Origin of the sequence: Devosia sp. YIM 151766 (genome assembly GCF_030285925.1) — a bacterium.
GTDB lineage: Bacteria > Pseudomonadota > Alphaproteobacteria > Rhizobiales > Devosiaceae > Devosia.
Window position 1 is genome coordinate 891,980 of the sequence record NZ_CP127251.1, and the last position, 15,008, is coordinate 906,987.

Genomic DNA, 15,008 nt, shown 5'->3' on the forward strand with positions numbered 1-15,008 from the left:
GTTTTCATGACAGGCTGTTCGAAATCTGGAGCGCCGAGTGCTGAAATTTTTCCGCCGCAATCTGGCTGGTTATGCTTTTCTGTCGCCGTGGCTGATCGGTTTTTTCCTTCTGGCCATCGGGCCCATCCTGGCCTCGCTCTATCTCAGCTTCACCAAATATAATGTCGTCCGCCCCCCGCAATGGATCGGTATCGACAACTATGTCTACATGGTCGAGTACGATCAGCGTTTCTGGAAAGCCCTGCAGGTCACCTTCAACTTCGTGGTGGTCTCGGTGCCCCTGAAACTGATCTTCGCGCTCGGCGTCGCCATGGCGCTCGACAAGGGCATTCGCGCCATTGGCTGGTATCGTGCTTTGTTCTATCTGCCCTCGATCCTGGGCGGCTCGATCGCCGTCGCCATCCTCTGGCGCCAGCTGTTCAATTATGACGGCGTCATCAACAGCGTCCTCGGCCTGTTCGGCATCGCTGGGCCCTATTGGCTGGCCGACCCCAATTATTCCCTCTGGACGCTGATCGTCCTGGCCATGTGGCAATTCGGCTCGCCCATGCTGATCTTCCTCGCCGGGCTCCGTGCCATTCCCCAGGAGCTCTACGAGGCCGCCGAAATCGACGCGGCCAGTCCGGTGAAGAAATTCTTCGCCATCACCGTGCCGCTGCTGGCCCCGGTCATCTTTTTCAATCTGGTCTTGCAGATGATCGAAGCCTTCAAGAGCTTTTCCGGCGCCTTCATCATTTCCGGCGGCTCCGGCGCGCCGCTCGACAGCCTGCTGTTCTTCACCGTCTATCTCTATAACGAAGCCTTCAGCTTCCTGCGCATGGGCTACGCTTCGGCGCTGGCCTGGGTGCTGCTGCTCATTATCGCCCTGTTCACCGCCATTGCGTTCTGGACCTCGAAATACTGGGTTCACTACGAGAACGAGAGGGGCTGAGCCATGACCGCCGCCACCATCAGCGCCCCGACCGGGACCACCGCCGAAATCGCCCGGGCCTATCGCGAAGCCAAGGCGAAGCGCGCCAGGCGCGCGGCGATCCTCAGGCATATCTTCCTGATCGCCACGTCCTTCATCATGGTCTATCCGCTGATCTGGATGTTCGCGTCGTCACTGAAGCCCGATAACCAGATTTTCGGCAATCTGGGCCTGTGGCCAAGTGAATTCCAATGGCAGAATTATTGGCGCGGCTGGAACGCCTTGCCGGTCAGCTTCACCACCTTCTTCTGGAATTCCACTGTCGTCACCGTGCTCTCGGTGATCGGCAACGTCATCTCCTGTTCCTTCGCCGCCTATGCCTTCGCGCGGCTGGAATTCACCGGCAAGAACATCTGGTTCGCATTGATGATGATGACGCTGATGATCCCTTATCACGTCGTGCTCATTCCCCAATATATCCTGTTCCTGAACCTGGGCTGGGTGAACACTTATCTGCCTTTGATCGTGCCGAAATTCCTCGCCGGCGAGGCCTTCTTCGTGTTTCTGATGATCCAGTTCTTCCGTCAATTGCCGCGTGAACTGGATGAGGCGGCGATGATCGATGGCTGCTCGCCCTTCAAGATCTATTGGGCCATCATCATGCCGCTCTCCATGCCGGCCATGGCCACGGCGGCCATTTTCTCCTTCATCTGGACCTGGGAGGATTTCCTGGGGCCGCTGGTCTATCTCAATGACATGAAGGACTACACCGTCCCCCTGGCCCTGCGCAGCTTCATCAGTTCCGACGGCGCCAGCCAATATGGCCCGATGTTTGCCATGTCGATCCTGTCCATCCTGCCGATCATTCTGTTCTTCGTCATTTTCCAGCGGCTGATTATTCGCGGTATCGCGATGAGCGGGCTCAAGTAAGAAGAGGCAAACTCCAATGGCATCCGTTACCCTCAGCGACGTCCGCAAGGCCTATTCCGGTTTCGAAGTCATCCACGGCATCGATCTGGAGGTGCAGTCCGGCGAATTCCTCGTCCTGGTCGGTCCCTCCGGCTGCGGCAAGTCCACCTTGCTGCGCATGATTGCCGGCCTGGAGGAGATCACCGACGGCACGATCGCCATCGGCGACCGCATCGTCAACGACCTGCCGGCCAGCCAGCGCAACCTTTCCATGGTCTTCCAGTCCTATGCGCTCTACCCGCATATGAGCGTGCGCAAGAACCTGGCCTTCGGCTTGTCCAATCTGCGCATGCCCAAGGACGAGATCGCCCGCCGCGTTGCCGAAGCCGCCCGCATTCTGCAGATCGGGGAATTGCTGGAGCGCAAGCCGCGCCAGCTTTCCGGCGGCCAGAAGCAGCGTGTCGCCATCGGCCGTGCCATCGTGCGCGAGCCGCAGCTTTTCCTGTTCGACGAACCGCTGTCCAATCTCGACGCCGAGCTGCGGGTGCAGATGCGGGTCGAATTGGCGAACCTCTATAACCGCCTCGGCACGACGATGATCTACGTCACCCACGACCAGACCGAAGCCATGACCATGGCCACCCGCATCGCCGTACTCAACAAGGGCAATCTCGAACAAGTCGGTACGCCGTTCGAACTTTATAATTCGCCCAGGAACCTCTTCGTCGCCAGCTTCATCGGCTCGCCCAAGATGAATCTGCTCCAGGGCAGTTCCAACGGAACGGATATCGATCTGCCGGGCTTCGGCACCCTTTCGGCGAAATTAGAGGCCGGCGCCATTACCGTGGGCATAAGGCCCGAACACCTGCAAATCGGCCAGGCCGGCGACGTCGCCGTCGATGGCACCATTTCGCTGATCGAATATCTGGGCAGCGAAATCTTCGTCTATGTCGACCTGCCCAATGGGCAGAACCTGCTGGCCCAGGCGCCCGGCAACGCGAAATATCATCGCGGCGACAGGGTGAATCTGTCCTTCCGCACTGCTGACGCGCATTTTTTCAATGGCGACGGCCTGCGCGTCGAGGCCGCGGCGTGACACACAAACTGCTGGAGGCCCTGCGCCGGATCGATGTCGGCGCCGAGATCGGTCCGCTCGCCAAGCCTGCCGATGCGGCGCTGTTGGAGGAATGGCAGGCCTCCGGGGTGCGCTTCGTCTCCAGCGCCCCGCGCCTGACCGAGCGCTATTACGATGCCGTTCGTGAACTCTTCGCGTGCATTGCGCCGGCCGCCGACGAAACGCCTATCCTGCATGAAGGCGGCATCTATCATGGCTGCTGGCTGGAAAGCACCGGCACCATAAACGCCGAAATACTGGGCCGCTTCCTGCCCTCGGTCACCAGCGCCACTTTTTCGGCTTTCGCCCGCTATCAGCGGGACGATGGCCTCTTTCCTTACAAGATTACGCCGCAAGGTCCCGCCTATAACCAGATTCAGCTCGTCTCGCCGCTGGCCCGTTCGGTCTGGAACCATTTTGCCCTCAACCAGCTCGATACGGACTGGCTCAGCGCCATGTTCGGCGCCATGTCCCGCTATGACGGCTGGATCGCCCGTCACCGCGATACGCGAGGCACCGGCGCCGTCGAGGCGTTTTCGACCTATGACACCGGCCACGATCTTTCCTCGCGCTTCTGGCACGTTCCCGACAGCCCTTTTGCCAGCGATCCCGCGCGTTATGATCCGGACAATCCGCTTCTGCCGTTCCTCGCTCCCGATCTGACGGCCAATATTGCCTGCCAACGCGATTATCTCGGCCGCATCGCCGACCGGCTCGGCGGCGACGGCGATATCTGGCGTGCCAAGGCCGCAGCCAGCCGCGCCGCCTTGTTCACGCACTGCTACGATGCCGATGACGACTTTTTCTATGATCGCGACCGCCATGACCGATTGGTCCGTATTCAGTCCGATGTGCTGCTGCGAGTTCTCGCCTGCGAAATCGGCGACGCCGATCAATTCCGCCGGGCGCTCGAGCGCTACCTGCTCAACACCCGCAAATTCTTCGCCAAATTTCCGCTGACCTCGATCGCGCTGGACGATCCGCGCTTCGATCCGACCTTTGGGCAGAATAGCTGGAACGGTCCGACTAATTTCCTCACCCTCATCCGGGCGCCCCATGCATTCGAACATCACGGGCACGATGTGGAATTGACCTGGCTCATGCAGCCGGTGCTTTCGGCGCTGTTCGCTGCCGACCGCTTTCCCCAGACGCTCAATCCGCACAATGGCGCGGCCGGGTTCACCGAGAAATACTCGCCGTCCATTCTCTGCCTGCTCGACTATGTCGAACGTCTCTCCGGCATCCTGCCCCGCCCCGATGGCACGATCTGGCTGACGGGGCTGCTGCCGAAGCCGGCAAGCCATCGCTACGAGCTATGGGAAACCGCCTATTCCCGTATCGTCGACGGCGCCAATTTCGAATTGCTGAACACGGCGGAAGAAAGCGCTTTCTATCGCAATGGCGCATGCCTCTGCCGTTTCCCAGCTGGGCTTCGTCTCATTACCGACCGCGCGGGGAACCCGCTTGCCGTCGAGGGCCTCACCAGCCGGCCTGTTGCCGGAATTGTGGAACTGGCCGGAAACGCGATCGAGATCGCCGTGGCGCCGAACGAGAGGCAGCGGCTGGGGGTAGGGGCGCGGGAGACGATTGCCGATCCAGGCCTGGTTCTGCCCTCTTACGGCGTCGGTGGATGAATAGCGACGATCATGTCGCGCAGAAAAAAAAGCCCGGATACCGGGGAGGGAACCGGCATCCGGGCTTCTCATATCGGCAATGCGCGCGAACCGCTGGAGGGAGGGGCCGTGGTCCGCGCGCTGAGCAGTCCCTGAGGACCGCGAGCGAAGCTCTTTAGAACTTGCCGACGTTTCGGAATGCGACCGGGTCGATGCCCAGGTTTTCGAGGTGCTTGGCCCGGGGCGCCCGACCCGCTTCGACAGCCGCCGAAACGGCAGCGGCGCTGCCGAATACGGTGGCGAAAGTGTCGAGGGTGGCAAAGAACTTGTTCTTGCGCTGGGTGCTCATGGCTCAAACCTTCCCTTAGTGGACCTGGGATCATCCCGGTCGCTTCCATGCCATGCAGATGGGACTGAAAGGGGAAGGGCGGTAGGGGTGCTTTTCTCACCCCAGCCATGCGGCAGGAGCAGGCCTTTCGACAAGGTCACTGCCCGTGCCGGCTGAGCTGGGTTTTTCTCCAGCTCCATCAAGGACTTAGTCGCCCCTGAACCTAAGGATTCTTCGGCGGTACGGAGCGCAACTGCTCCAATAGATAGGCGTGGGTGGCGGGATTGGCGACGATCATCGCCCCGGTGCTTTCGTAATATTCCGGCCCGCGCCCCCACCAATCGGTGACGATGCCCCCCGCTTCCTCGACCAGCAGCAGGCCGGCCGCGGTGTCCACGAAACCGGTTTCCTCGAAATAGCCGGTCAGGCGTCCGCAGGCGACATAGGCACAGGAATTGGCGGCGCTGCCGATGATGCGCACGCCGCCGATCGGCGCCCTTATCTTGTCGAGCCGATCATAAGCTCCTGGATATAAAGACAGATTTGGCGTCGGCAGGCCTGTTCCCACATTCATCAGGCCGACATCCCGGCTCTGGCTCACAGTGAGCCGCTCGCCGTTGAGGAAGGCGCCGCTGCCTTTGATGGCGGTGAACATTTCGTCAACCACCGGATTATAGACCAGCCCGCACAGGGTTTCGGGACCGCGCCTGAGGGCGATGGTGATCGTATAATGCTGGCCGCTCAAGAAGTTAGTGGTGCCGTCGATGGGATCGACCAGGAAGCGGTATTCCAGGTTCTCGCCGTCCACCGGGGGGAATTCCTCGCCGGTCAGGCTCCAGTCCGGATAGCGCGACAACAGATGCTTGCGGATCATCTGTTCGGACTCGCGGTCGGCGTCGGACACGAAGTCGCCCGGGCCCTTTATGCCGATCTCCAGATCGCGGAAATGCTTGAAATGTTCGAGGGTTAGCGCGCCGGCATCGCGGGCGGCGGCAATCATGTCATCGAGGATTTTGTTGAGGTCGGTCATGAGTTGAGGGCCGCTGCCAGCCCCTCCGGGTCGTCGGTTGTAATCTGGTCGACCTTGAGCTGAAGAAGCCGGTCGACCTGGGAAATTGTCGTGGAATTAACGGCACTTATGGTCCAGGCATCGACCTTGCGGCCGGCGGCATGCACCGCGCCGATAAGGTCGAAACCGGCCTCGTCGGCGGCGAGGACGATCTCGTGGTGAAGGTAGATCATCCGGGCGTCCGGCGCGGCGCGGAGGGCGTCGGCGATGAAGGTTCTGAAGTCGCCGCTGGCCCGCAACCGGCTCAGGGATTCCCCGTAGCAGGGGTCGTAGCCGATTTTTAGCATCGGGGTCGAACTGGCTAGCAGACTGATAGCATCAAAGGCCCCACCCGAGAGAATAACCTGCGCAGCGAGGGGCATGACGCTAACAGCGAAGTTTTCGACAGTCAGCGGATCGAGCGCCGCAAGGTCTTCCTTGAAATCGAGCTGCAACAACGCGTCGGGATGCGGCGGATTTTCGCCGAGAAGCGCGAACAGATCTTCGAGCAGCATGACCCGCTCCGGCAGGGGGTGCCCGTCATTGCCGCGCAGATGCAATTGCCGCAGCATGTCGGCGGAGGTTTCGCGGACGAGACCGGTGCCGGTGGTTTCTTTCTCCAGCGATAAATTGTGCAGCACGGCGCAACCATGATCGCCGTGAATGACCAGGTCGACCTCGACGCTGGCGCCCAATTGCATGGCTTCGAGAATCCGCGAAGAGGTGAATGCCGGATCGGACGCCTTGCGCCGGCCGCGATGCCATTTCAGCCAGGTCCGGTGACCGTCCCGTTCGAGGAAGAGGGGGGGCTGCATGCTCACCCCTGATGGATCAGCACATTGTCGCGATAGGCGGCAATGGCTTTGGGTTTGAGAACGGCGCCCTGGCCGGGCTTGAACAGGTCGGGATGGGAAACCATGGCCTTGAGGCGGAGCCCGTCGGGCAGATCGAGATCGACCAGACCATGGGTCCCGTAATCGGTGACGCGATGAACCCTGGCCTGTCCCGGCTCGCTGGCTTCGAGGTCGAGCGCTTCCGGGCGCACCGCCAATATGGCCTCGCCGTCGCCCACCGGCAGGGGCACGGTGAAGCCGGCATGGTTGAACTGGCCATCGCTGACCGTACCCTCGATCAGGTTCATCGTGCCGATAAAGCCGGCGACGAAGGGGGTCTGGGGCTTGCGATAGACCATATCCGGGCGGTCGATCTGCTCGGTGCGGCCATCGCGCATCACCACGATGCGGTCGGCCATGGAGAGCGCTTCGTCCTGGCCATGGGTGACGAACAGCGTGGTGATCTTGAGCCGCTGCTGAATATCGCGCACCTCTTCGCGCAGGCGTTCGCGCAGATGCTGGTCGAGGCTGGCAAAGGGTTCGTCCAGCAGCAGGATCTTGGGTTCGAGCACCAGTGAGCGCGCCAGGGCGACCCGCTGCTGCTGGCCGCCGGAAAGCTGGCTGACATGGCGCGTGCCATAGCCGCCCAGCCCGACCAGTTCCAGAACGGCTTCGACCTTCTGCCTGATCACGTCCGGCGGCAGGCGGCGGAGCTTGAGACCGAAGGCGAGATTCTTGAACACATTCATATGCGTCCACAGCGCATGGCTCTGGAACACCATGCCGGTGGGCCGTTTCTCGGGCGGCAAATGGGTGATGTCCTCGCCATCGATGGTGATGAGACCACCGCTGGGCCGCTCGAAGCCGCCCACCATGCGCAGCAGCGTGGACTTGCCGGAACCGGAGGGGCCGAGCAGGCAAACCAGTTCGCCATCGGCGACATCGAGCGAGAACGTGTCGACGGCCACGACATTGCCGGCAGCGAAGACCTTGGTGGCGTCTTTGATTTGAAGAACGGACATTATTTACTCCCGGTCCAACAGGATCGGTTGGGAATTCTGGATTGTTTGAGGTGCCACAGAGGACGGCGCTTCTGCCTCCCTCCCCAATGAAGGGAGGGGTCGAGGGTGGGGGTGTCGGACTATCCGTCGCCTCGGGTTTAGGTCTTGGCCGCCGCACCCCCACCCCGGTCCTCCCCTCAAGGGGGAGGGGGCGAAGGAGCCGGCATGTTGAGCATTATCTGCCATCATGCACCGAACCCTCTCGCGAAGGCGCCGCCACCAATCACCCGGCGGGCGAATATCAGGGCGATGAAGGAGGGAACCCAGAGCATGACCGACAGCACGGCGCCGAACTGGATGACCATCTGGTTGTTGATGAAGGAGATCATCAGCACCGGCATGGTTCGGATGCCCGGCGCGCCGATGAGCCAGGCTCCTTCGGTTTCGTAGAAGGTGCCGACAAAGCTGAGCAGCACGGCGGCGGCGATGGTCGGGCCGGCCTGCGGCAGGGTGACCGACCAGAAGACGCGGAAGGGGCCGGCGCCGACATCGCGGGCCGCTTCTTCCATGCGGCGGTCCACCGACTGGAAGGCGGCGACCGGAATCCAGATCATGAACAGCAGCGTGCCCACCAGCTGGATCAGCACCACGCCCCAGAAGGTGCCGATGAGATTGAGCTGGAGGAAAATGGCGGCGATGGCGATCAGCAGGCCGAATTTGGGAAAGGCATGGCCCGCCAGGAACGAAAAGAACAGCACGGTGCGGCCGGGAAAGTTCATGCGCGCAAAGGCATAGGCCGCCGGCAGGCAGATCGCCGCCGAAAGCAGCGTCACCACGGTGGACAATTGCAGGCTCAGCGTCAGCGCCCCCCACACATCGGGGCGGCTCAGCGTCTGGTTCCAGAAGCGGAGCCCGAATTGCTGCGGGATGACGTTGGGATAGCGCCAGACCTCGGTGAAGGCCCAGGTGCCGACGACCAGCAGCGGCACCACGATGGCGAAGGACAGCAGGACGGCGAAGACGATGCCGGTCCAGTCGATACGCGGGCGGGTAGGGGCAAGTATGGTCATGTCACTTCCCCTGATTGCGGGCGACCGAGCGCACATAGAACAGCCCGAAGGCGATGCAGAAGCCGAAGGTGATGACCGCCTGGGTGATGGCGTTGAGCGGGTCGTTCACTTCGCGGAAGGTGCGGTTCATGAATGGGCCCATCATTTCGGGCGCGGCCGGGCCCAGCAGATAGGGCAGGGTGAAGGACGAGAAAATGCCCAGCACGGCGAAGGAGATGGCGACCAGCACCGAATTGGAGATGCGCGGCATGATGATGTACCAGAAGACCTGAAAGCGCCTGGCGCCGACATCGCGCGCTGCTTCGATGGCCTGATTGGAGACGCTGCCGAGCCCGGCAAGCAGGATCAGCACGGTCAGCGGGATATTGTCCCAGACCAGGCCGATCACCGGCCCCCATGGCGTGAGATAGGGCGTGCGGATCTTGGGCAGGCCGACCGAATTGAGCAGGATATCGACCATGCCGTTCGGCCCCAGCACCCGAATGAAGGCATAGGCCAGGATGATGGACGGCACGAACATGGGAAAGATCGCCATGGCCTGCACATAGGCAGGCAGGCGGCCGGCCGAAAAGCGCAGGTAAAGCGCGATGGGCAGGCAGATCGCCAGGAGGAGCAGGGCGCACATGCCCGTGGTCCACAGGGTGACGGTCAGGTTGTTGATGCTGTATTGATCGGAAAAGAAGAAGACATAGCTGGACAGGTTAAAGCCGAAATTGCCGTCGGCGTCGGGCCGCCAGACGGTGCGCCAGAAGGCGTTGAAGATCGGCCAGATGATCAGCCAGGCCATCAGCAGGACAGGCACGGCGACGAGCAGGAGGCCGGTGGGCCTCCTGCTGTCATTATTTTCGATAAGGGGGCGTGCCGCCCCTTCCGCCGCGTCGGTCACGAATTGCGATCGACGTTAGGAGCGACATTGCGATACCAGCCATCATTGATGGCGGATTCCCAGGCCCCGGCCGGGAAGGTGGGGATGGTCTGGGGCACGATGTCGGCGAAGCGCTCGCGCAGATCCTCCGAGAGATAGTCCCAGCTCACGCCCGGAAAACCACCCAGCTCGGTGAGGATGGCGCTCTGGATTTCTTCCGAAAGGATGAAATCGGCCAGCATGAGCGCGGCGTCGCGATTGGTGCCGTTCTCGATGACGATGGAGCGGGTGAAGTCGCCGCACAGCGCCAGGTCCTGAAGCTGGACCAGGCCCGTATCTTCGGGCAGCACGCCCTGGTCGATGGCCTGGAGGATCTGGTCGGACCATACCGGGGTCATGGTCACCACGCCCTGGGCCAGCAACTGGATCGACTGGGTATTGCCCGAGGAATAGGCGCCGCTGTCGTAAAGCGAGGGCGCGATGTCGGCCAACAGGTCCCAGGCCTTGCCCAGCGTTTCTTCGCCGAATTCCTCGGTGTAATTGTCCACGGTGAACATGGCCGGGTCGAGCCCATTGGCCTGGTGGATGGCGCGGCGCACGAAATTGCCGCCCGAGCCGCCCTTGTCGGGACGGTTATAGACGAACTCGCCCGGATTGGCCTTGATCCAGGCGACGAGCTCGTCCCAGGTCTTGGGCGCATCGGCCGGATCGAGCTTGGTCGTGTCATAGGCCAGCAGCACCTGGCTGCCGCGATAGGGCATGCTGTAATCGCTGTTGATGGCCAGGGGATTGATCTTGGAATAGTTAGAAAGGCCGGCTTCCTTGATATTGGTGTAAATCCCCGCCTCGATGGCGCCGGCCGGCAGCAGGGCATGGCCGGATTCAAAGAAATCGGCCTGCGGATCGGTATTGGTCTGCTTGGCGGCGATGGCGCGCTCGGCAATGGCGATAACCCCGGCCCCGTCGCCGGCATCGACCAGGTTGAGGCCGACGCCCGGATGGGCCGCCTCGAAGGCCGGCTTGATCGTATTGATCCAGAAGTCGAGAATGTTGCTGTCCGAGCTGGTGTACCAGTCGATGACGCCTTCGGCGGCAAAGGACATGCGGGGCAGGACGACCATGCCGGCGGCGGCACCGGCGGCGGTTAGCATGAATGTACGGCGCTTCATAAAAATTCTCCCATCTAGGCGGCCCGACGGGCCACCGCGCTATAGAAGCCGATAGCGGAGGCAGCGTTCGGCCGGCAGCCGAATGGCGAAACCGGATCGGCACCGGTTCCGCCCGCCTCATGGGCCTCCTCCCTTGTTGCAGCGATACGCGGAAGGGGTTCCCAATCTCTGTCGGGTTGCCTGTCCGCGATCCGTCATCGCTTCCATAAGACAACCTCAAATCTCGCTTGCACACAAGTGCAATGTTCAAGAAATTCAGGATGCCTGATAGCCGAGGCGGATAACGCTTTTATGACAGCCATGGCGTTGCGCACGTGTGCAACGATCTTGCGGTTCAGATCGGGCCGGGGCGGACCGATTTGCGCCAGCGCGGAATCGGCTGGAACAGGATGCGTTCGGAACCGGCCGATTCGGGGTCCAGCAGCAAGTCGACCACCTGATCCGCCATCGCGTTGAGGGGCTGCGAAAATGTGGTCAGGCGATAGGATTTCCAGCTCGCCTGTTCGATGTCGTCGAAGCCGACGACGCACAGATCGTCGGGGATGCGCAGGCCGAATTCGTGGATGGCCGCATCCATGAAACCCAGTGCCAGAAGATCGGTGACGCAGAACACGCCATCGGGACTGTTGGAGCGGCCGAAGGCGCGGCGGCCGGCCTCGAAGCCCGAGCCATAGCCGGTGGGGCCGGTCTCGAACACCGCCACATCCAGCCCATCGGCCCGGGCGGCTTCGACGAAGACCCGCTCGCGTTCCACCAGGCTCGCCGTGCCGGCCGTGGAGGTGACGAGGCCCAGCCGCTGGCAGCCGGCCCGGCGCAGCAGGAAAAAAGCCTCGCGGCCGGCCGTGGCATTGTCCACGCTCATATTGTGGCTGCCCACCAATTGGTCGTCGCGGTTGATCAGCACCACCTGCTGGCCATTGGCGAGGCAGGTTTCGATCAGCGAGGCGGGCGGGGTGCCGGACAGCACCACGGTGGCGTCGGCGCGATAATTGAGGGTCTGCCGCAGGGCCTTGGAGACGCTTTCCGTATCGGCCTTGGTGTTGATCACCATGGTGATCTTGCCCGCCGCCTGCAATTCGCGGGTCAGCACGTCGACCATGCCGGCGCGGATCGGCGTGGTCATGTCGGCAACGACGAGGCAGACGATATTGCTGCGCTCACGCAGGCCGCGGGCGAGGTGATTGACGTGATAGCCGAGCGCCCCGGCGGCATCGAGCACCTTGCGGCGGGTTTCCTCCGAGACGCTGGCGCCATCGGTGAAGGTGCGCGATACGGCCGAGCGCGACACGCCGGCCCGCTCCGCCACCATGCGGGCGCTGACGAAGGACCGGCTCTTTACATCACTCGTCATGGCATCGTCCCGGAATGAGTGGCGGCTGACTCGCCCGCTAGTCGTGGCATAGCCGCGCTTTCCGGTCCAGATGAATGCCGCCCCGGCTTATCGGGGATCGTCCACCCGGCGCTGGGGCACTCCGTCATTGCCCTCGATGCGGTCGCGGAACAGGGTGGCGCGGGCCAGCAGCATCAGCGTGACCGGCGTGGTGATGGTCACGAAGAAGAAGATGATGAATTCATGCATGATCAGCCGTTCGCGGGTGACGGAGAAATAGATCGCCGACGCCAGCAGGATCAGCCCGCCGCCCATGCTGGTGCCCATGGTGGGCGCATGGATGCGCACATAGAAATTTTGCAGGCGCACCAGCCCGAAACACCCCGCCATGGTCAGCAGGGCGCCGAAGACGACGAGGACGGAGACCAGGATGGACAGCCAGAGCGGCAGGTCGTCGATCATTCGATCACCTCGCCGCGCATGAGGAACTTGGCCAGCGCCAGGGTGCCGACGAAGCCGAGCAGGCCCATCAGCATGGCCAGCTCGAAATAGACCTGCGAATTGGTGCGAATGCCCAGTGTCACCAGCAGCAGCAGCGCCACCACGTAAAGCGCGTCCAGCGCCAGGATGCGGTCCTGGGCGCGGGGCCCGACGACCATGCGGTAAAGCGTGGCCATCATGGCGATCCCGAGCAATAATTGCGCCGCCAGCAGGCTCCAGTGCAGGATCTCGATACTCATTGGAAAATCTCCAATAGCAGGGTTTCGTAGCGCTGCCTGATCGTCTCCACCCATTCGTCGGCATCGATCACGTCGAAGACGTGGATCAGCACGGTGCTGCGCTCGCGGTCATGTTCGAGCCAGGCGCTGCCCGGCGTCGCGGTGATGATGCAGGCCAGGATAGCCAGGCCGAACGTATTGGTCAGTTCCAGCTTCATCTCGACGAACTCGGCGGTGGGATTCGGCCTGGGGCTGAACAGGATCAGCATCACCGCGATATTGGAGCGGATGATGTCCAGCCCGGCCAGCACGATGAGTTGCAGCACCTTGAGCGGGCGCCGCACCACCAGCGGCTCGGGAATGACGAGGTCGGCGGCCAGCGACGCGGTCACGGCGATGAAGGTGCCGAGCAGAATATGGCCGAGCCCCGCCGATTGATGCAGGATCAGCCAGAAAGCCAGCAGCACCCCGGTGAGGATTGGATGGGGCAGCAAACGCTTCATAGCCCGCCCCCCACTGACATGACCGTGTCGATATAGCTCTGCGGCGCATGGATGAAGGCCGCCGTCTCGGCGAAGAAGCCCATGGCCGGGCCGGCCGCCAGCGTCATGATCACGCAGAGGGCGAGCAGCGCCACGATCGGGCCGATCTCCATCGTCCGCAAGCGCAGGATCTCATCCTCGGGCAGCGAGGTCCAGAAGATGTTGATGCCGTTGCGCACCATCGAGATCAGCACGAACAGCCCCGAAACGATCAGCGTGCCGATGATCCACCAGGTGGCGGCGTCGGGCGCGCCCTCGGAGCCGAGGGCCGCGGAGAGCATGGCGAATTTGGCTATGAAACCCGAGAGCGGCGGCAGGCCGGCCATGACCAGCGCCGCAATGGCGAAGCACCAGGAGATAAGGGCGGCCGCTCCCGGAATGGCGGGGCTGAATTCCTGATCTTCCTCGAGGATTTCCTCCTCGTCGCCATAGAGTTCGAGCGAGACCGCCAGCACCTGGGCCTCGGCGGGCAATATCTGGTCGATAATGTCCTTGAGCAGGAACAAGGCGCCCGCCGCCAGCGTGGCGACCACGAGATAAAAGAGCGCGCCGCTGGTGACGCCGGGGACATTATAGCCCACGGCCAGCAGCAGTGTGCCGGCCGAAACCAGGATGAGATAGCTCGCCAGCCGGTCCAGCGACTTGCTGGACAGAACCCCGATACTGCCATAGGCCACCGTCGCCACCCCCAGAACCAGCAGGACGTTCTGGGCGAAGATGGCTTCGGCGCCAGACGCGCCGGCAAAGACCAGCATCCAGAGCCGCAATATGGCGTAGAACCCCACCTTGGTCATGACCGCGAACAGGGCCGCCACCGGAGGCGCCGCCGACGAATAGGTATTGGGCAGCCAGAAATGCAGCGGCCAGGACCCGGCCTTGACGAGGAAGGCGACGCCCAGCACGGCCGCTCCCGCCTCGAACAGGCCCCGGTCCTCGGCGGCGATATGGGGGGCGGCCCGCGCGATATCGGCCATGTTGAGCGTGCCGGTAGTGCCATAAATCAAGGCCACGCCGATCAGGAACAGGGAGGAAGCGACCAGATTGATGACGATATAGTGCATCGCGGCGCGCACGCGATTGCGCCCGCTGCCGAACAGCGCCAGCCCGTAGGAGGCGGCCAGCAGCAATTCGAAGAACACGAAAAGGTTGAACAGGTCGCCGGTGAGGAAGGCGCCGTTGAGCCCCATGGTCAGCGCATGGAATAGCGGGAAAAAATTGGGACCGCGATCATGCCAGCGCGCCGAGGCATAGACCAGGGCGGCGAGCGACAGGATGGCGGTGGTCAACACCATGATCGCGGCCAGCCGGTCGGCGACCAGCACGATGCCGAAGGGAACGGGCCAATTGCCGATGGGATAGACCGCCGCGGCCGTCAGGTCCGATTGCGCCAGCACCACGAAGAGCAGGATGGAGACCAGCAGCAACAGCACGCTGAAGCCGATATTGAGCCCGGCTATGCGCTGGCTGCTGCGCTGGTCTCCCAGCAGCAGATTGGCGATGGCCGCGATCATCGGAATGAGGATCGGCAGGATGGCGAGATGGTTCAGGCCGGTCATC

General features: G+C 62.5%; 16 protein-coding genes. 4 read left to right on the forward strand and 12 right to left on the reverse strand.

Annotated elements, in window-relative coordinates:
• The first annotated feature begins 25 nt into the window (after positions 1-25).
• Genes O9Z70_RS04265 through O9Z70_RS04280 form a run of 4 tightly spaced genes read left to right on the forward strand, consistent with a single transcriptional unit; the run spans position 26 to position 4,567 of the window.
• On the forward strand, positions 26-931 hold the full coding sequence (locus O9Z70_RS04265) for a carbohydrate ABC transporter permease (RefSeq protein WP_502870180.1): 906 nt from the start codon (positions 26-28) through the stop codon (positions 929-931).
• Between the two features lie 3 nt (positions 932-934).
• Positions 935-1,840: a carbohydrate ABC transporter permease gene (locus tag O9Z70_RS04270; protein WP_286021259.1), complete on the forward strand. Its 906-nt coding sequence runs from the start codon at positions 935-937 to the stop codon at positions 1,838-1,840.
• A gap of 16 nt (positions 1,841-1,856) precedes the next feature.
• The gene (locus tag O9Z70_RS04275) at positions 1,857-2,915 is read left to right on the forward strand and encodes an ABC transporter ATP-binding protein (protein WP_286021260.1); all 1,059 of its coding nucleotides are present in this window, start codon (positions 1,857-1,859) and stop codon (positions 2,913-2,915) included.
• Positions 2,912-4,567 carry an MGH1-like glycoside hydrolase domain-containing protein gene (locus tag O9Z70_RS04280; RefSeq protein WP_286021261.1) on the forward strand — a complete coding sequence of 552 codons (1,656 nt, stop codon included), beginning with the start codon at positions 2,912-2,914 and terminating at the stop codon, positions 4,565-4,567. Before O9Z70_RS04275 ends, O9Z70_RS04280 begins: the two co-directional genes overlap by 4 nt.
• 154 nt (positions 4,568-4,721) lie before the next feature.
• Here O9Z70_RS04280 and O9Z70_RS04285 read toward each other — a convergent pair whose 3' ends face one another.
• The 12 genes from O9Z70_RS04285 to O9Z70_RS04340 form a co-directional block, all read right to left on the reverse strand.
• Complete coding sequence (locus O9Z70_RS04285) at positions 4,722-4,895, reverse strand: hypothetical protein (RefSeq protein ID WP_286021262.1); 174 nt, start codon at positions 4,893-4,895, stop codon at positions 4,722-4,724.
• A gap of 202 nt (positions 4,896-5,097) precedes the next feature.
• Complete coding sequence (locus O9Z70_RS04290; protein ID WP_286021263.1) at positions 5,098-5,904, reverse strand: inositol monophosphatase family protein; 807 nt, start codon at positions 5,902-5,904, stop codon at positions 5,098-5,100.
• Positions 5,901-6,737, reverse strand: coding sequence for a glycerophosphodiester phosphodiesterase (locus O9Z70_RS04295; RefSeq protein WP_286021264.1), 837 nt, complete (start codon positions 6,735-6,737; stop codon positions 5,901-5,903). Before O9Z70_RS04295 ends, O9Z70_RS04290 begins: the two co-directional genes overlap by 4 nt.
• A gap of 2 nt (positions 6,738-6,739) precedes the next feature.
• Positions 6,740-7,777 (reverse strand): ABC transporter ATP-binding protein, encoded by a 1,038-nt coding sequence (locus O9Z70_RS04300; protein WP_286021265.1) that lies wholly within the window; start codon positions 7,775-7,777, stop codon positions 6,740-6,742.
• A 224-nt stretch (positions 7,778-8,001) separates the two neighbouring features.
• Entirely contained in the window at positions 8,002-8,826 is an 825-nt protein-coding gene (locus tag O9Z70_RS04305) for an ABC transporter permease (RefSeq protein ID WP_286021266.1), read from the reverse strand.
• A 1-nt stretch (position 8,827) separates the two neighbouring features.
• Entirely contained in the window at positions 8,828-9,712 is an 885-nt protein-coding gene (locus tag O9Z70_RS04310) for an ABC transporter permease (protein WP_286021267.1), read from the reverse strand.
• A complete protein-coding gene (locus tag O9Z70_RS04315; RefSeq protein WP_286021268.1) occupies positions 9,709-10,860 on the reverse strand; it encodes an extracellular solute-binding protein in 1,152 nt (383 codons plus the stop codon). The genes O9Z70_RS04310 and O9Z70_RS04315 overlap by 4 nt, the downstream gene beginning before the upstream one ends.
• Before the next feature lie 334 nt (positions 10,861-11,194).
• The gene (locus tag O9Z70_RS04320) at positions 11,195-12,211 is read right to left on the reverse strand and encodes a LacI family DNA-binding transcriptional regulator (RefSeq protein WP_286021269.1); all 1,017 of its coding nucleotides are present in this window, start codon (positions 12,209-12,211) and stop codon (positions 11,195-11,197) included.
• 87 nt (positions 12,212-12,298) lie between these two features.
• Positions 12,299-12,652, reverse strand: coding sequence for a monovalent cation/H(+) antiporter subunit G (mnhG, locus tag O9Z70_RS04325; RefSeq protein ID WP_286021270.1), 354 nt, complete (start codon positions 12,650-12,652; stop codon positions 12,299-12,301).
• Positions 12,649-12,930 carry a K+/H+ antiporter subunit F gene (locus O9Z70_RS04330; protein ID WP_286021271.1) on the reverse strand — a complete coding sequence of 94 codons (282 nt, stop codon included), beginning with the start codon at positions 12,928-12,930 and terminating at the stop codon, positions 12,649-12,651. Before O9Z70_RS04330 ends, mnhG begins: the two co-directional genes overlap by 4 nt.
• A complete protein-coding gene (locus O9Z70_RS04335) occupies positions 12,927-13,412 on the reverse strand; it encodes a Na+/H+ antiporter subunit E (RefSeq protein WP_286021272.1) in 486 nt (161 codons plus the stop codon). The genes O9Z70_RS04330 and O9Z70_RS04335 overlap by 4 nt, the downstream gene beginning before the upstream one ends.
• Positions 13,409-15,007, reverse strand: coding sequence for a monovalent cation/H+ antiporter subunit D (locus O9Z70_RS04340; RefSeq protein WP_286021273.1), 1,599 nt, complete (start codon positions 15,005-15,007; stop codon positions 13,409-13,411). Before O9Z70_RS04340 ends, O9Z70_RS04335 begins: the two co-directional genes overlap by 4 nt.
• Position 15,008 lies beyond the last annotated feature (1 nt).

What these genes read in the sequence shown, in the direction of transcription:
- O9Z70_RS04275 (WP_286021260.1), top strand. Translation starts at nt 1,857, where the DNA reads ATGGCATCCGTTACCCTCAGCGACGTCCGCAAGGCCTATTCCGGTTTC.
- mnhG (WP_286021270.1), bottom strand. Translation starts at nt 12,652, where the DNA reads ATGATCGACGACCTGCCGCTCTGGCTGTCCATCCTGGTCTCCGTCCTC.
- O9Z70_RS04330 (WP_286021271.1), bottom strand. Translation starts at nt 12,930, where the DNA reads ATGAGTATCGAGATCCTGCACTGGAGCCTGCTGGCGGCGCAATTATTG.
- O9Z70_RS04320 (WP_286021269.1), bottom strand. Translation starts at nt 12,211, where the DNA reads ATGACGAGTGATGTAAAGAGCCGGTCCTTCGTCAGCGCCCGCATGGTG.
- O9Z70_RS04295 (WP_286021264.1), bottom strand. Translation starts at nt 6,737, where the DNA reads ATGCAGCCCCCCCTCTTCCTCGAACGGGACGGTCACCGGACCTGGCTG.
- O9Z70_RS04340 (WP_286021273.1), bottom strand. Translation starts at nt 15,007, where the DNA reads ATGACCGGCCTGAACCATCTCGCCATCCTGCCGATCCTCATTCCGATG.
- O9Z70_RS04285 (WP_286021262.1), bottom strand. Translation starts at nt 4,895, where the DNA reads ATGAGCACCCAGCGCAAGAACAAGTTCTTTGCCACCCTCGACACTTTC.
- O9Z70_RS04300 (WP_286021265.1), bottom strand. Translation starts at nt 7,777, where the DNA reads ATGTCCGTTCTTCAAATCAAAGACGCCACCAAGGTCTTCGCTGCCGGC.
- O9Z70_RS04315 (WP_286021268.1), bottom strand. Translation starts at nt 10,860, where the DNA reads ATGAAGCGCCGTACATTCATGCTAACCGCCGCCGGTGCCGCCGCCGGC.
- O9Z70_RS04270 (WP_286021259.1), top strand. Translation starts at nt 935, where the DNA reads ATGACCGCCGCCACCATCAGCGCCCCGACCGGGACCACCGCCGAAATC.
- O9Z70_RS04335 (WP_286021272.1), bottom strand. Translation starts at nt 13,412, where the DNA reads ATGAAGCGTTTGCTGCCCCATCCAATCCTCACCGGGGTGCTGCTGGCT.
- O9Z70_RS04305 (WP_286021266.1), bottom strand. Translation starts at nt 8,826, where the DNA reads ATGACCATACTTGCCCCTACCCGCCCGCGTATCGACTGGACCGGCATC.
- O9Z70_RS04290 (WP_286021263.1), bottom strand. Translation starts at nt 5,904, where the DNA reads ATGACCGACCTCAACAAAATCCTCGATGACATGATTGCCGCCGCCCGC.